11 protein-coding genes are annotated in these 14,304 nt (G+C 65.0%); 5 read left to right on the top strand and 6 right to left on the bottom strand.

The window, feature by feature from the left end; genetic code table 11:
- Positions 1-7: 7 nt before the first annotated feature.
- Genes AWB67_RS02875 through thiL form a run of 4 tightly spaced genes read right to left on the bottom strand, consistent with a single transcriptional unit; the run spans position 8 to position 5,444 of the window.
- Positions 8-3,337 carry a DEAD/DEAH box helicase gene (locus tag AWB67_RS02875; protein ID WP_087654724.1) on the bottom strand — a complete coding sequence of 1,110 codons (3,330 nt, stop codon included), beginning with the start codon at positions 3,335-3,337 and terminating at the stop codon, positions 8-10.
- Positions 3,338-3,369: 32 nt separating this feature from the next.
- A complete protein-coding gene (locus AWB67_RS02870) occupies positions 3,370-3,870 on the bottom strand; it encodes a CinA family protein (RefSeq protein WP_087654723.1) in 501 nt (166 codons plus the stop codon).
- 28 nt (positions 3,871-3,898) lie between these two features.
- On the bottom strand, positions 3,899-4,441 hold the full coding sequence (locus AWB67_RS02865) for a phosphatidylglycerophosphatase A family protein (protein ID WP_200822154.1): 543 nt from the start codon (positions 4,439-4,441) through the stop codon (positions 3,899-3,901).
- Entirely contained in the window at positions 4,431-5,444 is a 1,014-nt protein-coding gene (gene thiL / locus AWB67_RS02860) for a thiamine-phosphate kinase (protein WP_087654722.1), read from the bottom strand. The genes AWB67_RS02865 and thiL overlap by 11 nt, the downstream gene beginning before the upstream one ends.
- Before the next feature lie 248 nt (positions 5,445-5,692).
- On the opposite strand from thiL, the gene AWB67_RS02855 reads away from it, so the two are divergent.
- From AWB67_RS02855 to AWB67_RS02845, 3 genes are all read left to right on the top strand, one after another.
- Complete coding sequence (locus AWB67_RS02855) at positions 5,693-7,987, top strand: NADP-dependent malic enzyme (protein WP_087654721.1); 2,295 nt, start codon at positions 5,693-5,695, stop codon at positions 7,985-7,987.
- A gap of 421 nt (positions 7,988-8,408) precedes the next feature.
- Positions 8,409-8,882 carry a ribonuclease gene (locus tag AWB67_RS02850; protein ID WP_374729796.1) on the top strand — a complete coding sequence of 158 codons (474 nt, stop codon included), beginning with the start codon at positions 8,409-8,411 and terminating at the stop codon, positions 8,880-8,882.
- A gap of 16 nt (positions 8,883-8,898) precedes the next feature.
- On the top strand, positions 8,899-9,462 hold the full coding sequence (locus AWB67_RS02845) for a barstar family protein (protein WP_087654816.1): 564 nt from the start codon (positions 8,899-8,901) through the stop codon (positions 9,460-9,462).
- A gap of 53 nt (positions 9,463-9,515) precedes the next feature.
- Here the strand turns inward: AWB67_RS02845 and AWB67_RS02840 are convergent, their stop codons facing one another.
- Both AWB67_RS02840 and AWB67_RS02835 read right to left on the bottom strand, forming a co-directional pair.
- A complete protein-coding gene (locus AWB67_RS02840; RefSeq protein ID WP_087654720.1) occupies positions 9,516-10,253 on the bottom strand; it encodes a 16S rRNA (uracil(1498)-N(3))-methyltransferase in 738 nt (245 codons plus the stop codon).
- A 57-nt stretch (positions 10,254-10,310) separates the two neighbouring features.
- Positions 10,311-10,724, bottom strand: coding sequence for a VOC family protein (locus AWB67_RS02835; protein ID WP_087654719.1), 414 nt, complete (start codon positions 10,722-10,724; stop codon positions 10,311-10,313).
- 355 nt (positions 10,725-11,079) lie between these two features.
- On the opposite strand from AWB67_RS02835, the gene tkt reads away from it, so the two are divergent.
- Both tkt and gap read left to right on the top strand, forming a co-directional pair.
- Entirely contained in the window at positions 11,080-13,089 is a 2,010-nt protein-coding gene (tkt, locus tag AWB67_RS02830; RefSeq protein WP_374729798.1) for a transketolase, read from the top strand.
- A gap of 63 nt (positions 13,090-13,152) precedes the next feature.
- Complete coding sequence (gap, locus tag AWB67_RS02825; RefSeq protein WP_087654717.1) at positions 13,153-14,163, top strand: type I glyceraldehyde-3-phosphate dehydrogenase; 1,011 nt, start codon at positions 13,153-13,155, stop codon at positions 14,161-14,163.
- The last annotated feature ends 141 nt before the right edge of the window (positions 14,164-14,304 follow it).

The following is a 14,304-nucleotide window of genomic DNA, read 5'->3' as shown; positions in this document are numbered from 1 at the left end:
AAAGGCGTCAGAGAGACGGCATCGGCGCGAACAGCGCGTCGAGGTCGTCGGAGGAGAACTTCGTGGCGCCCGCTGCGTCCTCCGAAAGAATGCTGTCGGCGAGCGCCGCCTTCCTGCCCTGCATCGCGACGATCTTCTCCTCGATGCTCCCGGCCGCGATCAGCTTGTACACGAACACCGGCTTGTCCTGCCCCATCCGATGCGCGCGGTCCGTCGCCTGGTTCTCGGCGGCCGGGTTCCACCACGGGTCGTAGTGGATCACGGTATCGGCGGCGGTCAGGTTCAGGCCGACGCCGCCTGCCTTCAAACTGATCAGGAAGAGCGGCACCTTGCCGTCCTGAAAACGGCGCACCGGCGTGCGGCGATCGGTGGTGTCGCCGGTCAGCATCGCGTAGGGAATGGACACCTTGTCGAGCGCCGCCGCGATGATCGCAAGCATCCCCGCGAACTGCGAGAACACGAGCACGCGGCGTCCTTCTTCGATCAATTCGGGCAGCATCTCCAGCAGCAGCTCGAGTTTCGCCGATTCCTCCACGCGCTTCGCCTGTTTCAGCTTGACGAGCGACGGATCGCAGCACACCTGCCGCAGCTTCAAAAGCGCATCGAGCACGACGATGTGGCTGCGCGCGAAGCCATGCTCGGACACCGCCGAGCGCACTTTTTCCTGCATCGCCGTGCGTACCGTTTCATACAGATCGCGCTGCCCGCCTTCGAGATCGACGGTACGCACGATCGTCGTCTTCGGCGGCAATTCCTTCGCGACCTCGTCCTTCCGGCGACGCAGCATGAACGGCCGGATGCGCCGCGCAAGCAGCTCGCGCCGGACAGTGTCGCCGTCCTTTTCGATCGGCGCGCGCCAGCGTTTCGTGAAGTCGCGTTGCGTGCCGAGAAAGCCCGGCAGGAGGAAATCGAACTGCGCCCACAGCTCGCCGAGGTGATTTTCAAGCGGCGTGCCCGTCAGGCACAGCCGATGCCGCGCGCGCAGTTCGCGGATGCTGGTAGCCGCCTTGGTCGTCGAATTCTTGACGTATTGCGCTTCATCGAGGATCAGCAGGTGATAGTCGTGCTCGGCGAGCGCCTCGTGATCGCGCCACAACAGCGCGTAGGTCGTGAGGATCAGATCGTGCGCGCCGATCTGCTCGAAGCGCTCGCGCCGTTCGGGGCCGTGCAGGTCGAGCACTTTCAGATCCGGCGCGAAACGGCCCGCTTCCTCGCACCAGTTGTGGACGAGCGTCGTCGGCACGACGATCAGCGCGGGGCGGTCGAGCCGGCCCGCTTCCTTCTCCGCGAGGATGTGCGCGAGCGTCTGCACGGTCTTGCCGAGACCCATATCGTCGGCGAGCACGCCCGAAAGGCCGTGTTCGCGCAGGAACTGCATCCAGTTCAGGCCCTCGCGCTGATACGTGCGCAATTCCGCGCGCAGGCCGGCGGGCACCGGAACCTCGTGCGGCCCGTTCGACGTTTGCAGTCGCCGCGCGAGTTCGATGACCGACGTATCGCCGCGAAACTGCCAGCGCTGCGTGTCCTCCAGCGCGGCGAGACGGCCGGCGTCGAGCGCGGGAATGCGCAGCGCCTCGCCTTCGCCCATCGAGCTGAACAGGTCGATCAGCACGCGCACGACGGGTTTCAGCCGGTTCGCCATCAGACGCAGCCGCTCGCCCTGATCAGTGCGCAATTCGACGCCCTCGTCATCGGCGATCGAATCGAGCATGCCCGACAGCCAGCGCCGGTCGCGGCGAAAGAGATCGGCCAAGAGCGGTTCCAGGCGCAGCTTGCGCTCGCCCGCCGTGATGCCCATTTCGAGATCGAACCAGCCGTCGCCCGCGCTGTGCGCGCTGCCTTCGATGTCGTCGATGTCGAGCACGTTGAAGCTGAAGTCGTGCGTCATGTTGACGCGCCAGCCGTCGCGGCGCAGGAGCGGCAGCGCATCGGCGACGAACGCATCCCACGCCTTCGGGTCGTTCAGCGCGCGCAGCCCGGCCGGAAACGGCTTCGGGCCGTAGACGTGCTGCAGCGGGAGCCGCTGCAAACCGGTATCGGCGAGCTGCTCCAGGCGTTCCCGTTCCGCAGCGTCGTCGCGCTTGATCTCGACGAGTTCGTCGCCGCGCCGGTGAATCATCATCGACGCGCTTTCGGCCGCGACCTGAAGGCCGTCGTAATCGAAGCTGACCGTCGCGAAGTCGAGCGACGTCGCGCGATGGTCGTACTTGCCGAAACGCGCGACGTACACCGGCAGCGTGTCGAGCGTGAGCACTGGCAGGGGCGCCGCGTCGATCACGCGAATCTCGCCGCTGTCGCGCGAAGGCGGCAACGGCAGCGCGGGCGCGCAGTCGCGCAACGCGGCGGCGACGAGCGGCGCTTCGGCGAGCGTGATCGGCGGCATTGCGAGATAGTCGGCGAGCTGGCGCGCGGGCATCGGCGTGTCGACGAGGCCGGCTTCGCCCGTCTCAGCGTCGACGTACCAGCGCGGTTCGGTTGCGAGCACGGCGTTCGCGCGCGGGCTCGCATGCAGCACGGGGCGCAGCCGGTCGTGTGTCTCCGGCATCCAGTCGATGCGTCCGGCGCGCGCCGGCCCTTCGCGCAGCGGCGTGCCGGCGTGCACGTTGCCGGCGTGCTTGGCGAGTTCCGTGAAAAAGCGTCCGGTTGCGAGGAGTTTCGGCATGAGGGCGGCGCCGGCCGGGCCGCTCAGGACGAAGCTGCCGAGCACGTCGCCCGCGGATTTGCCGGGGATCAGCGCGCGCAGGATCGTGAGGTCGTCGTCGGCGATGAATTTCGCCGGATTCGACAAGGCCGCGTTGCTTGCATTCCAGCGGTCGAAATCGCGGATCGTGCCGTCGATGCCGAGCCGCGTCTTGAAAATCTGCAGCTCGGGATGATGGTCCAGTTGCGGCGTATTGAGCACGTAGGCAAGCGCGTACACCGCCTGTGTTTTCGCGGCGGGCTGCGCGCCGCCAGTCGGCCGGGCCGCCGCGACGCGCGTGCGAAAGCGGTTCAGCCATTCGGACAGCTCGGGCCGCAAGCCGCCTTCCTGCTGCGGCGCCGGCGCGAGATTCGCGAGCAGCACGGCGCCGATATGCTTGCAGAAGTGGCCGACCGGGCACGTACAGTTGCCGTCGAGGATCTGGCTGTCGGATTTCGGGTGAAATTTCAACTGCACCAGATAAGGCGCCGGCTGTGTGCCCTGGACGCGCGCGGTGAGTCCATCGCCGCGCCATCGCATCCCCGACACGGCGCCGACATACGGCACCGCCTTGGCGACGGTCTTGGCGCCGAGCCATTGCACGACCTGCGCTCGATCGTAGGAAACGGGGTTGTTCGGGGAGGTCGAATCGTTCATTCAGGCAGTTTCATTTTGTGCGGCGCGCCGGTTCACCGTTCACGCCGCTCGAGCAATTCCAGCAGCCCGCGCAACGCGTGCGCGGCGGCTTGCGCCCGGACTTGCTCGCGATCGCCCTTGAAGAGCTGCGTCTCGACGGCCGTGTGCAGCCGGTTGCTCCACGCAAACGACACCGTGCCGACCGGCTTCGCTTCGCTGCCGCCCGCCGGGCCCGCGACACCCGTGATCGCCACCGATACCTGCGCGCGGCTGTTGCGGAGCGCACCCTCGGCCATCGCCCGCGCGACCGGCTCGCTCACCGCGCCGTGCTGCTCGATGAGCGCGGCCGGCACGCCGATCATCTCCGTCTTCGCGAGATTCGAATACGTGACGAAGCCGCGTTCGAACCAGGTGCTGCTGCCGGAGATGTCGGTGATCGCGGTGGCAACCATCCCGCCGGTGCACGATTCCGCCGTGGCGAGCATGAGCCGTTCCTCGTGCAGCTTGTTGCCGACGCGGATCGCGAGTTGGTGAACGACGTTATCGGTAGCCATGATGGTGTCTCGAAGGGGCCGAAAGGTTTCAGACGGTCATGCGCCAGAGCGCGATCACGAGCAGCGTGAGGAAAGCGGCGACGAGGTCGTCGAACATGATGCCGAAACCGCCTTTCAGGTTACGGTCGAAATAGCGGATCGGCGGCGGTTTCACCATGTCGAAGAAGCGGAACACGATGAACGCCCACAATTGCCCGGTAAACGTGACTGGCGTGACGAAGAGCAGCACGAGCCAGAACGCGATGATCTCGTCCCACACGACCGGCGACGGATCGGCCACGCCCATCTTCGTCGCCGTGAAGCCGCAGAACCAGCAGCCCGCCACGAAACCGACGACGATCAGCACCGCCCATTCGGCCACCGTCAGATACTGAGTGAACGCGACGAACGACGCCCACGCGAACAGCGTGCCGACGGTGCCCGGCGCGATAGGCGAGAGGCCGCTGCCGAAGCCGAGCGAAAGGATGTGCAACGGATGCGTCAGCATGAAGCGCGCGCTTGCCTTGCGCGGGGGCTTGGGTGGCTTGAGCGGCGCGGCGGAATCGCTCGCGAGCGTGGGGTCAGTCTGCATGAAAGTGGTCGAAGCCTTGCAACGTCAGGGAGAGCGGGGCGCCGTTGCGGTCGCGCCAGGCGATGGACGGCGCGTGCGCCACGGAACCGATCGCTTCGATTGTACCGATGCGCGTGACCCGCACGTTCTCCCGTTCGGCTAATCCTTCCACCTTTCCGCGCGCTTCGGCGGGGGCGGTGAAGCACAGTTCGTAGTCGTCGCCGCCGGCGAGTGCGCACGACCGGCGCACCTCTTCGGGCAGCGAGGCGAGCGCGTCGGATATCGGCACGGCGTCCGCATCGACGATGGCGCACGCGTTCGAGCGCTTCAATATGTGCATGAGATCGCCGGCGAGGCCATCGGAGATATCGAGCGCCGCGTGCGCCACGCCGCGCAGCGCCAGTCCCAGCCCGACGCGCGGCTCCGGGCGCTCCAGCGCGCGTTTGCATCGAGCGGCCGACGCTTCGTCGGTGACGCGCCATTCGCCGCGCACGAGGCCGAGTCCCGCGCGTGCGTCGCCGAGCGTGCCGGAGACCCAGATGTCGTCGCCCGGGCGCGCGGCGTCGCGACGCAGCGCGGCGTTCGGCGGGACGTCGCCGAACACGGTGATGCAGATGTTGAGCGGGCCGCTCGTCGTATCGCCGCCGATCAGCTCGCAGCCAAAACGCTCGGCGAGCGCGAAGAGCCCGTCGCTGAACGCCGCGAGCCAGCGCTCGTCGGCGCGCGGCAGCGCGAGCGCCAGCGTGAACGCGTGGGGCGCGGCGCCCATCGCGGCCAGATCCGACAGATTGACCGCGAGCGCCTTGTGGCCGAGCGCGTGCGGATCGACGTCGGCGAAGAAGTGGCGGCCTTCGACCAGCATGTCGGTCGATATCGCGAGCTGCTGGCCGGGCGCCGGGACGATCAGCGCGCAATCGTCGCCGATGCCTAGCGCCGCGCGCGGCGCTCTTGCCGCACCGTTCGACAACGGCGCCGACGCACGGCGGGCGAAAAAACGCTCGATCAGGGAAAACTCGGAAAGCATCGTGGGCCCGGAAGCGAATTAGGAATGGTGGAATGGACATCGGTGCGCGCAGATGCGCGCGTTTCCCGGCCGGATAAAACGGGTTAGACGACTTTAGACCCTCGAACGCCTTGCGGGGCGTGCGCTTTCAGCGTGTTCCGGTCGTGGCAGTTGCACCCGAATTGCGCCGATTTCAACCCGAATCGGTGCCTGAATGGCGCTACAATGCGTTCGAACTTCTATTCTAATCTCGCCTGCCGGCCCGCCTCATGACGACATCCGCCAATACCAAATTGCGCGAAGCTGCGCTCGATTACCACGAATTTCCGACGCCGGGCAAGATCGCCATCGCGCCGACCAAACAGATGATCAACCAGCGCGACCTCGCGCTGGCGTACTCGCCGGGCGTAGCGTTCGCGTGCGAGGCGATCGTCGAAGATCCGCTGAATGCCGCGCGCTTTACCGCCCGCAGCAACCTCGTCGGCGTGGTCACGAACGGCACGGCGGTGCTGGGTCTCGGCAACATCGGGCCGCTCGCGTCGAAGCCGGTGATGGAAGGCAAGGCGGTGCTGTTCAAGAAATTCGCGGGCATCGACGTGTTCGACATCGAACTCAACGAGATGGACCCGCACAAGCTGGTGGATGTGATCGCCGCGCTCGAACCGACCTTCGGCGGCATCAATCTGGAAGACATCAAGGCGCCGGATTGCTTCATCGTCGAGCGGGAATGCCGCAAACGCATGAAGATTCCGGTCTTTCATGATGACCAGCACGGCACCGCGATCGTCGTCGCGGCGGCTGTTACCAATGGTCTGAAGGTGGTCGGCAAGAATATCGCCGAAGTGAAGCTCGTGGCTTCCGGTGCGGGCGCTGCCGCGCTGGCGTGTCTCGATCTGCTCGTCGATCTCGGCATGAAGCTCGAGAACATTTATGTGACGGATCTGGCCGGCGTGGTCTACAAGGGCCGCGTCGAACTGATGGACCCCGACAAGGAACGCTTCGCCCGCGAAACGGAAGCGCGCACTTTGGCTGAAGTGATCGAAGGCGCCGATGTGTTCCTCGGTCTTTCGGCCGGCGGCGTGCTCAAGCAGGACATGGTCAAGAGCATGGGCACGAAGCCGCTGATTCTCGCGCTCGCCAACCCGACACCTGAAATCCTGCCGGAACTCGCGCTCGAAGTGCGCCCGGACGCCGTGCTCGCCACCGGCCGCACGGACTATCCGAATCAGGTCAACAACGTCCTCTGCTTCCCGTTCATCTTCCGCGGCGCGCTCGATGCAGGTGCGACCACGGTCACGCGCGAGATGGAAATTGCCGCCGTGAACGCGATCGCGGAACTCGCGCGCCAGGAACAGAGCGATATCGTCGCGACGGCGTATGGCATTCAGGATCTGTCGTTCGGTCCGGAATATCTGATTCCGAAGCCTTTCGATCCGCGTCTGATCGTCAAGATTGCGCCGGCAGTCGCCAAGGCGGCGATGGATTCCGGCGTTGCGACGCGTCCGATCGAGGACATGGAAGCGTACGAGCAGCACTTGCAACAATTCGTCTACCACAGCGGCACGACGATGAAGCCGATCTTCCAGCTCGCGCGCAGCGTCGAGGCGGAGAAGAAGCGCATCGTGTTCGCGGAAGGCGAAGAGGAACGCGTACTGCGCGCGGTGCAGATCGCGGTCGACGAGAAAATCGCCCGTCCGATCCTGATCGGCCGTCCGGCGGTGATCGAGCAGCGCCTGCACAAGTTCGGCCTGCGGCTGACGCCGGGCGTCGATTTCACCGTCATCGACACCGATCACGACGAGCGTTATCGCGATTTCTGGCAGAGCTATTACAAGATGATGGCGCGAAAGGGCATCAGCGAGCAGATGGCGAAGCTCGAAATGCGCCGCCGCACGACATTGATCGGCGCGATGCTGGTCGAGCGCGGCGAGGCGGACGGCATGATCTGCGGCACGGTTTCGACGACGCATCGCCATTTGCACTTCATCGATCAGGTGATCGGCAGGAAGGAAGGCGCGACGGTCTACGCCGCGATGAACGCGCTGGTGCTGCCGGGGCGGCAAATCTTCATCGTCGATACGCACGTGAACGTCGATCCGACGCCCGAGCAGCTCGCCGAAATCACGATCATGGCGGCAGAAGAGGTGCGGCGCTTCGGTATCGAGCCGAAGATCGCGCTGCTGTCGCATTCGAATTTCGGCACGAGCAACGCGCCTTCCGCGCAGAAAATGCGCGACGTGCTGGCATTGCTCAAGCAACGCGCGCCGGACCTGGATGTCGATGGCGAAATGCACGGCGACGTCGCGCTGGATGCGCGTCTGCGCAAGGAAGTGCTGCCGGAATCGACGCTCGAAGGCGACGCGAACCTGCTGATCCTGCCGAACATCGATGCCGCGAACATTTCGTACAACCTGCTGAAGACGGCCGCGGGCAACAACATCGCGATCGGGCCGATCCTGCTCGGCGCGGCGAAGCCGGTGCATGTGCTGACCGCTTCGGCGACGGTGCGGCGGATCGTCAACATGACGGCGCTTTTGGTCGCGGACACGACGGCCACGCGCTGAAATCCCGGTGCGGGGCTCGCAACGAGCGCCGCACCCCTTGCCTCCACGAAAAAAATCAAAAAAAAAGCGTGCCGGATGACCGGCACGCTTTGAGGCATGCAAGGGGATTTGCGTCTCCTCCAATCAGCAATGGCGACGGCGAGCGCCGCGAGGCCGGCGACAAGCGAGGCAAACATGCCCCCGGGTCTCTGAACCATGCTGGATCTAATTATTAGCGTATCCGAGATAAAAATCTCTCAGATTTGGGCTAAAAATTGCGCCAGCGGCCCAGTTTTGCGGGCGCAAAACTCGGCTCCAAAGCGCCGACCGAACTTTCATTTCCCGGCCGAACGTTGATTCCGGGTGTCATTAGCGATACCCTTACGTCTTTAATGGTCGTCGAAATCTGGGTTTATCGCGGGGATATCGCTACGTGAAGCGCATGTGGTTTCAGCACTGCATTCTTGCGCTTTTCGTGGTCCTGAGCGGCTGTGACAAGGGCATGCATGGTCCGGACGCGCTTGATACGGCGCCCGGTTCGAGCGCTTTGGCCCAGCCGGTTCAGCCGGCGGAATCGCCGGGACGGAGCGCATCGGGCGGCTCGGTCAAGCGGGAAACGGAAGACGGTCGCGACATCGTCGCCGTCGCGAAATTGCCGAACCAGGCCATCGCGACGCTGCGGCTGATCGAGTCCGGCGGGCCGTATCCGTTCGAGAAGGATGGCGTCGTGTTCGGCAATCGCGAGCGTTTGCTTCCGCCGCATCCGCGCGGCTATTACCACGAGTACACCGTCCCCACGCCGCGTGCCCGCGACCGCGGCGCGCGCCGGATCGTGTGCGGTGGGCCTCGGCGGCAGATCGGCGAGTGTTATTACTCCGACGACCATTACGCCAGTTTTAAACGCATTGCGGGATAACTTCGGGATGAACGGCATGAGCGACAACATCTACGCGCACGGCAACGGTGCGGCGGGTGATCTTTTCGCCACCGGCGATGGCAACCTGTTCCAGCGAGTACTTCGGCTACGCACGACTGAACACGACGACAGATCCGACGACGAACCGAACCCGGCGCTCTCATCAACGGACGAGGGGTCCATGAGTCTTTTCAGGACGGTGCGGCCGAACATCGTGCAGTCGATCCGCGCGTATCGCGTGCAGGACCTCGCCGACGAAGCCAGCCGGCTCGGCCAGCATTTTCTCTTCGCGTATTGCGGGCAGGCGCAGAGCAAGCAGGAAGTGCTCGAAACCATCGCTACGTCGTTTCTGTTTCCCAAGCACTTCGGCAAGAATTACGACGCGCTGTACGACAGTCTCACCGATCTCGTCCACAAGGCGGGTTCGCAGCCGGGCTTCGTGATCGTGCTCGAGGCGCTGCCGATCGCGCAGAAATTCGACAAGGAAGGGCGCGAAACGCTGCTCGACGTGTTCCGCGAGGCGTCCGAGTTCTGGGCCGAGCGGCGCGTGGCGTTCCGGGTGTTTTATTCGTTTGCCTGAGCGTCAGGTTTCTTTGCAGCAAAAAGCCGGTCTCTGCGACCGGCTTTTTGCGTTTACCACCCACCCCAGCGCGCAGCCAGCGCCGCCAGTACGGCGATCCCAGCAGTTTCGGTACGCAGGACGCGCGGGCCTAGCCCAAGCGTCGTAAATCCCGCATCTACGATATATTTCTCCTCTGAAGGTGAAAAACCTGCTTCCGGGCCGATCAACACCGTGACCGGATCGATCGGCGGCGCACTCGGCAGCGATGCGAAGCTCACCTCCGCGCGCGGCGATAGCAGCAAGCGCATCTCACCGTCCACAGCGGGCGGCATTCCGGAAAGCCACGCGTCGAGATCGCGCGGCGGCGCGACTTCGGGCACGCGATTGCGTCCGCACTGCTCGCACGCTGCGCGCACGAGCGCCTGCCAGTGCGCCTGACGCTTGAGCGCGCGTTCTCCAGCAAGACGCACGACGCCGCGCTCCGCTGTCAGCGGCACGAGCGCAGCGACACCCAGTTCGACGGCCTTCTCGATCAGCCAGTCCATCTTGTCGCCGCCCGCGACGCCTTGCGCCAGCGTCACGCGATACGGCGGCTCGGCCTCGCGATCGTGATGCCCGCCGATGCGCGCGACCGCCGCGCGCTTGGCGATATCGGTGAGTTCGGCGTCGAATTCGCCGCCGGCGCCGTCGAAGAGCGTGATCGCGTCGCCGGTTTGCAGGCGCAGGACGTGGACGTGCCGCACGACGTCGTCGGGCAGCGGAAGGGTTTCGCCCGCGACAAGCGGACGGTCAACGAAAAAGCGTGGCATGTCGATGATCGCCGGCTCATGGTGCCAGCGGATAAGGTGGAGAGCGGGTGGCGCGCCTTAGCTCAGATGCCGCGCGATCGCCCAGCGATAGCCGTCCGGGTCCTCGAATTGTGCAAAGCGGTCGCCCCAGAACTGGTCCTGCGGCTCGATCAGCCCTTTCGCCCCAACCGCCAGCGCGCGAGCATAGACGGCATCGACATCGTCGACGTAGAGGTAGAACGACTGCGGCGCCATCAGGCCGGAAGTCTTCGGTGTGCGCGCCTGCGAGCCGTACGCGCCCTCGGGCGCGAACATCAAAATCAACTGCCCGCGATATGTCATCTCGACGTGGATGACCGCGCCGTCGTCGTTGACGCTGTCGCGCACGGCGAAACCCAGCGCCTGCTCATAGAAGCCGGTGGCGACGCGCGCGTCGTGGACGGTCAGGTAAGGCGTCAGCCACGGCACATCGGCTGGGCGGGGATCGGTCATCGGGAAAACTCCTGCAGCTTGGGTCCGTGAGGCGCATTGTGCCACGAAGGTTTGACGCTCAAAGGTCAGCCAATCGGCCATCCAGACGCACGTCGCGTGGACGAATGCACGGAGCGTGCCTGAACAAACATGGCGCCCCGACTCGATTCGCGCCGCCTGTCTGCCGGCTTTCGGACGTTGTCAATCAGACGTGTCTGTTAGAATGGCGGCCTCTGATCCTCCTCGTTTCTCGTCGTTCCGGGGCCTGAAAGCATCGTTCGCCGCCGCCCGGCGCGTCATCCGGAAACATCCGGGATCATTTCAGGACTTACCCCGAATCCACATGACGACCCCGATCTCCAGCCAAACCGCCCTGATGGCCAACGCGATTCGCGCGCTGTCGATGGATGCCGTTCAACAAGCCAATTCCGGCCACCCGGGCATGCCGATGGGCATGGCGGAAATCGGCGTCGCGCTGTGGTCGCGCCATCTGAAGCACAATCCGTCGAATCCGCACTGGGCCGACCGCGACCGCTTCGTGCTGTCGAATGGCCACGGTTCGATGCTGCTGTATTCGCTGCTGCACCTGACCGGCTACGACCTGCCGATCGCCGAGCTCAAGAACTTCCGCCAATTGCATTCGAAGACGCCGGGCCACCCCGAAGTGGGCCTCACGGCAGGCGTCGAGACGACCACCGGCCCGCTCGGCCAGGGTCTCGCGAACGCGGTTGGCATGGCGCTCGCCGAAGCGTTGCTCGCCGCCGAGTTCAATAAGGAAGGCGCGTCGATCGTCGATCACCACACGTACGTGTTCCTCGGCGACGGCTGCCTGATGGAAGGCATCTCGCACGAAGCCTGCTCGTTCGCCGGCACGCTCAAGCTGAACAAGCTGATCGCGCTCTACGACGACAACGGCATCTCGATCGACGGCCACGTCGAGCACTGGTTCCGCGACGACACCCCGAAGCGGTTCGAAGCCTACGGCTGGAACGTGATCCGCGCAGTGGACGGCCATGACGTCGATGCCGTCGATGCCGCCATCGCGCAGGCCAAGAACGCGGACAAGCCGACGCTGATCTGCTGCCGCACGGTGATCGGCAAGGGCGCGCCGACCAAGGCCGGCGGCCACGACGCGCACGGCGCACCGCTCGGAGACAAGGAAATCGCCGATACGCGCGCCGCGATCGGCTGGGCGTACGAGCCGTTCGTGATCCCGCAGGAGGTGTACGCGGCGTGGGACGCGAAGGAGCAGGGCGCGCACTCGGAGGCCGAGTGGAACAAGGCGTTCGACGCCTACCGCGCGAAGCATCCGCAGCAAGCCGCCGAATTCACGCGCCGCATGAAGGGCGAATTGCCGGCGAACTGGGTGGACGACGCGAAGAAGATCATCGAAGGCGCGAACCAGCGGGCCGAAACGATCGCGACTCGCAAGGCGTCGCAACAGGCGCTGGACGGCCTCGCCGCCGCGCTGCCGGAACTGCTCGGCGGTTCGGCCGACCTGACCGGCTCGAACCTGACGAACTGGAAGGCGTCGAAGCCCGTGCGCGCGGCCGGCGACGGCAACGATGCCAAGGGCATCGAGTGGGGCAACCACATCAACTACGGCGTGCGCGAATTCGGCATGAGCGCGGCGATCAACGGCATCGCGCTGCACGGCGGCTACCGTCCGTTCGGCGGCACGTTCCTCACGTTCTCCGACTACAGCCGCAACGCGCTGCGCGTCGCGGCGCTGATGAAGTCGCGTTCGATCTTCGTGTTCACGCACGATTCCATCGGCCTGGGTGAAGACGGCCCGACGCACCAGTCGATCGAACACGTGTCGAGCCTGCGCCTGATTCCGCAACTCCAGACGTGGCGCCCGGCCGATACGGTCGAAACCGCCGTGGCCTGGACGCACGCGGTCGGCCACGAAGGCCCGTCGGTGCTGATTTTCAGCCGCCAGAACCTGCAATTCTCGCCGCGCAGCGACTTACAGATCGCGAATATCGCGAAGGGCGGCTACGTGCTGCGCGACTGGAACGACGACATCCCCGCGCGCAAGATAATCCTGATCGCGACCGGCTCGGAAGTGCAACTGGCGATGGAAGCCGTCGAGAAGCTCGCGCAGGAAGGCATCGGCGCGCGCGTGGTGTCGATGCCGTCCACCAACGTGTTTGACAAGCAGGACGCTGAGTACCGCGAGCGCGTGCTGCCGAAGGGCGTCGTGCGCGTGGCGATCGAAGCGGGCGTGACGGATTTCTGGCGCAAGTATGTGGGTCTCGAAGGCGGCGTGGTCGGCATCGATTCGTTCGGCGAATCCGCGCCGGCCGGCGCTCTCTTCAAGCATTTCGGCTTTACCGTCGAGCATGTGGTCGCGACGGCCAAGGCCGCGCTCGCCGGCGCCTGAGCGTTATCGAAGCTCAAACGCGCCGCGCCCGGGAAGTATTTTTTCAAGCCAAGGAGATAGACCATGACGATTCGCGTTGCAATCAACGGCTACGGCCGGATCGGCCGCAACACGTTGCGCGCCCTTTATGAGAACGGCAAGAAGCACGACATCGAGATCGTCGCGATCAACGATCTCGGCGATGCCAAGACGAACGCGCACCTCACGCAGTACGACACAGCGCACGGCAAGTTCCCGGGCGAAGTGAAGGTGGACGGCGATTACCTCGTCGTCAACGGCGACAAGATCCGCGTCCTGGCGAACCGCAACCCGGCCGAACTGCCGTGGGGCGAGCTGAACGTCGACGTGGTGATGGAGTGCACCGGCTTCTTCACGACAAAGGAAAAGGCGAGCGCGCACATCAAGGGCGGCGCGAAGAAGGTGATCATCTCGGCGCCGGGCGGCAAGGACGTCGACGCGACCATCGTCTACGGCGTGAACCATCATGTGCTGAAGGCATCGGACACGGTCATCTCGAACGCATCGTGCACGACGAACTGCCTCGCGCCGCTCGTCAAGCCGCTGAACGACAAGATCGGCCTCGTGAACGGCCTGATGACGACGATCCACGCGTACACGAACGACCAGGTCCTGACCGACGTGTATCACGAAGACCTGCGCCGCGCGCGCTCGGCCACGCACAGCCAGATCCCGACGAAGACGGGCGCGGCATCGGCGGTCGGTCTCGTGCTGCCCGAACTGAACGGCAAGCTCGACGGCTACGCGATCCGCGTGCCGACGATCAACGTGTCGGTGGTCGATCTGTCGTTTATCGCCGCGCGCGACACGACGGTCGATGAAGTCAACTCGATCATGAAGGAAGCATCGGAAGGCGCGCTCAAGGGCATTCTCGGCTACAACGACGCGCCGCTCGTGTCGATCGACTTCAACCACAATCCGGCGTCGTCGACGTTCGACGCGACGCTGACGAAGGTGTCGGGGCGGCTGGTCAAGGTGTCGAGCTGGTACGACAACGAGTGGGGCTTCTCGAACCGCATGCTGGATACGGCCGTCGCACTCGCGAACGCGAAGTAATAGCGCTGCGATGTCACACGAAAACCCCGGTCGCGAAAGCGGCCGGGCTTTTTTATTTGCGCGACGGCAAATAAAAAAGCCCTGCGCGCCGGCAGGGCTTGGTCGTAAAACAGCAGCGGGGAGCACCCCCGCCGATCCGGC

This window comes from Caballeronia terrestris (assembly GCF_001544515.1).
Taxonomy (GTDB): Bacteria; Pseudomonadota; Gammaproteobacteria; order Burkholderiales; family Burkholderiaceae; genus Caballeronia; species Caballeronia terrestris.
This window is presented reverse-complemented; position numbering and strand designations above follow the sequence as displayed.

Coding starts and splice junctions, on each gene's coding strand:
- AWB67_RS02875 (WP_087654724.1), bottom strand. CDS start 3,337: ATGAACGATTCGACCTCCCCGAACAACCCCGTTTCCTACGATCGAGCG.
- AWB67_RS02870 (WP_087654723.1), bottom strand. CDS start 3,870: ATGGCTACCGATAACGTCGTTCACCAACTCGCGATCCGCGTCGGCAAC.
- AWB67_RS02865 (WP_200822154.1), bottom strand. CDS start 4,441: ATGCAGACTGACCCCACGCTCGCGAGCGATTCCGCCGCGCCGCTCAAG.
- thiL (WP_087654722.1), bottom strand. CDS start 5,444: ATGCTTTCCGAGTTTTCCCTGATCGAGCGTTTTTTCGCCCGCCGTGCG.
- AWB67_RS02855 (WP_087654721.1), top strand. CDS start 5,693: ATGACGACATCCGCCAATACCAAATTGCGCGAAGCTGCGCTCGATTAC.
- AWB67_RS02850 (WP_374729796.1), top strand. CDS start 8,409: ATGTGGTTTCAGCACTGCATTCTTGCGCTTTTCGTGGTCCTGAGCGGC.
- AWB67_RS02845 (WP_087654816.1), top strand. CDS start 8,899: ATGAGCGACAACATCTACGCGCACGGCAACGGTGCGGCGGGTGATCTT.
- AWB67_RS02840 (WP_087654720.1), bottom strand. CDS start 10,253: ATGCCACGCTTTTTCGTTGACCGTCCGCTTGTCGCGGGCGAAACCCTT.
- AWB67_RS02835 (WP_087654719.1), bottom strand. CDS start 10,724: ATGACCGATCCCCGCCCAGCCGATGTGCCGTGGCTGACGCCTTACCTG.
- tkt (WP_374729798.1), top strand. CDS start 11,080: ATGGCCAACGCGATTCGCGCGCTGTCGATGGATGCCGTTCAACAAGCC.
- gap (WP_087654717.1), top strand. CDS start 13,153: ATGACGATTCGCGTTGCAATCAACGGCTACGGCCGGATCGGCCGCAAC.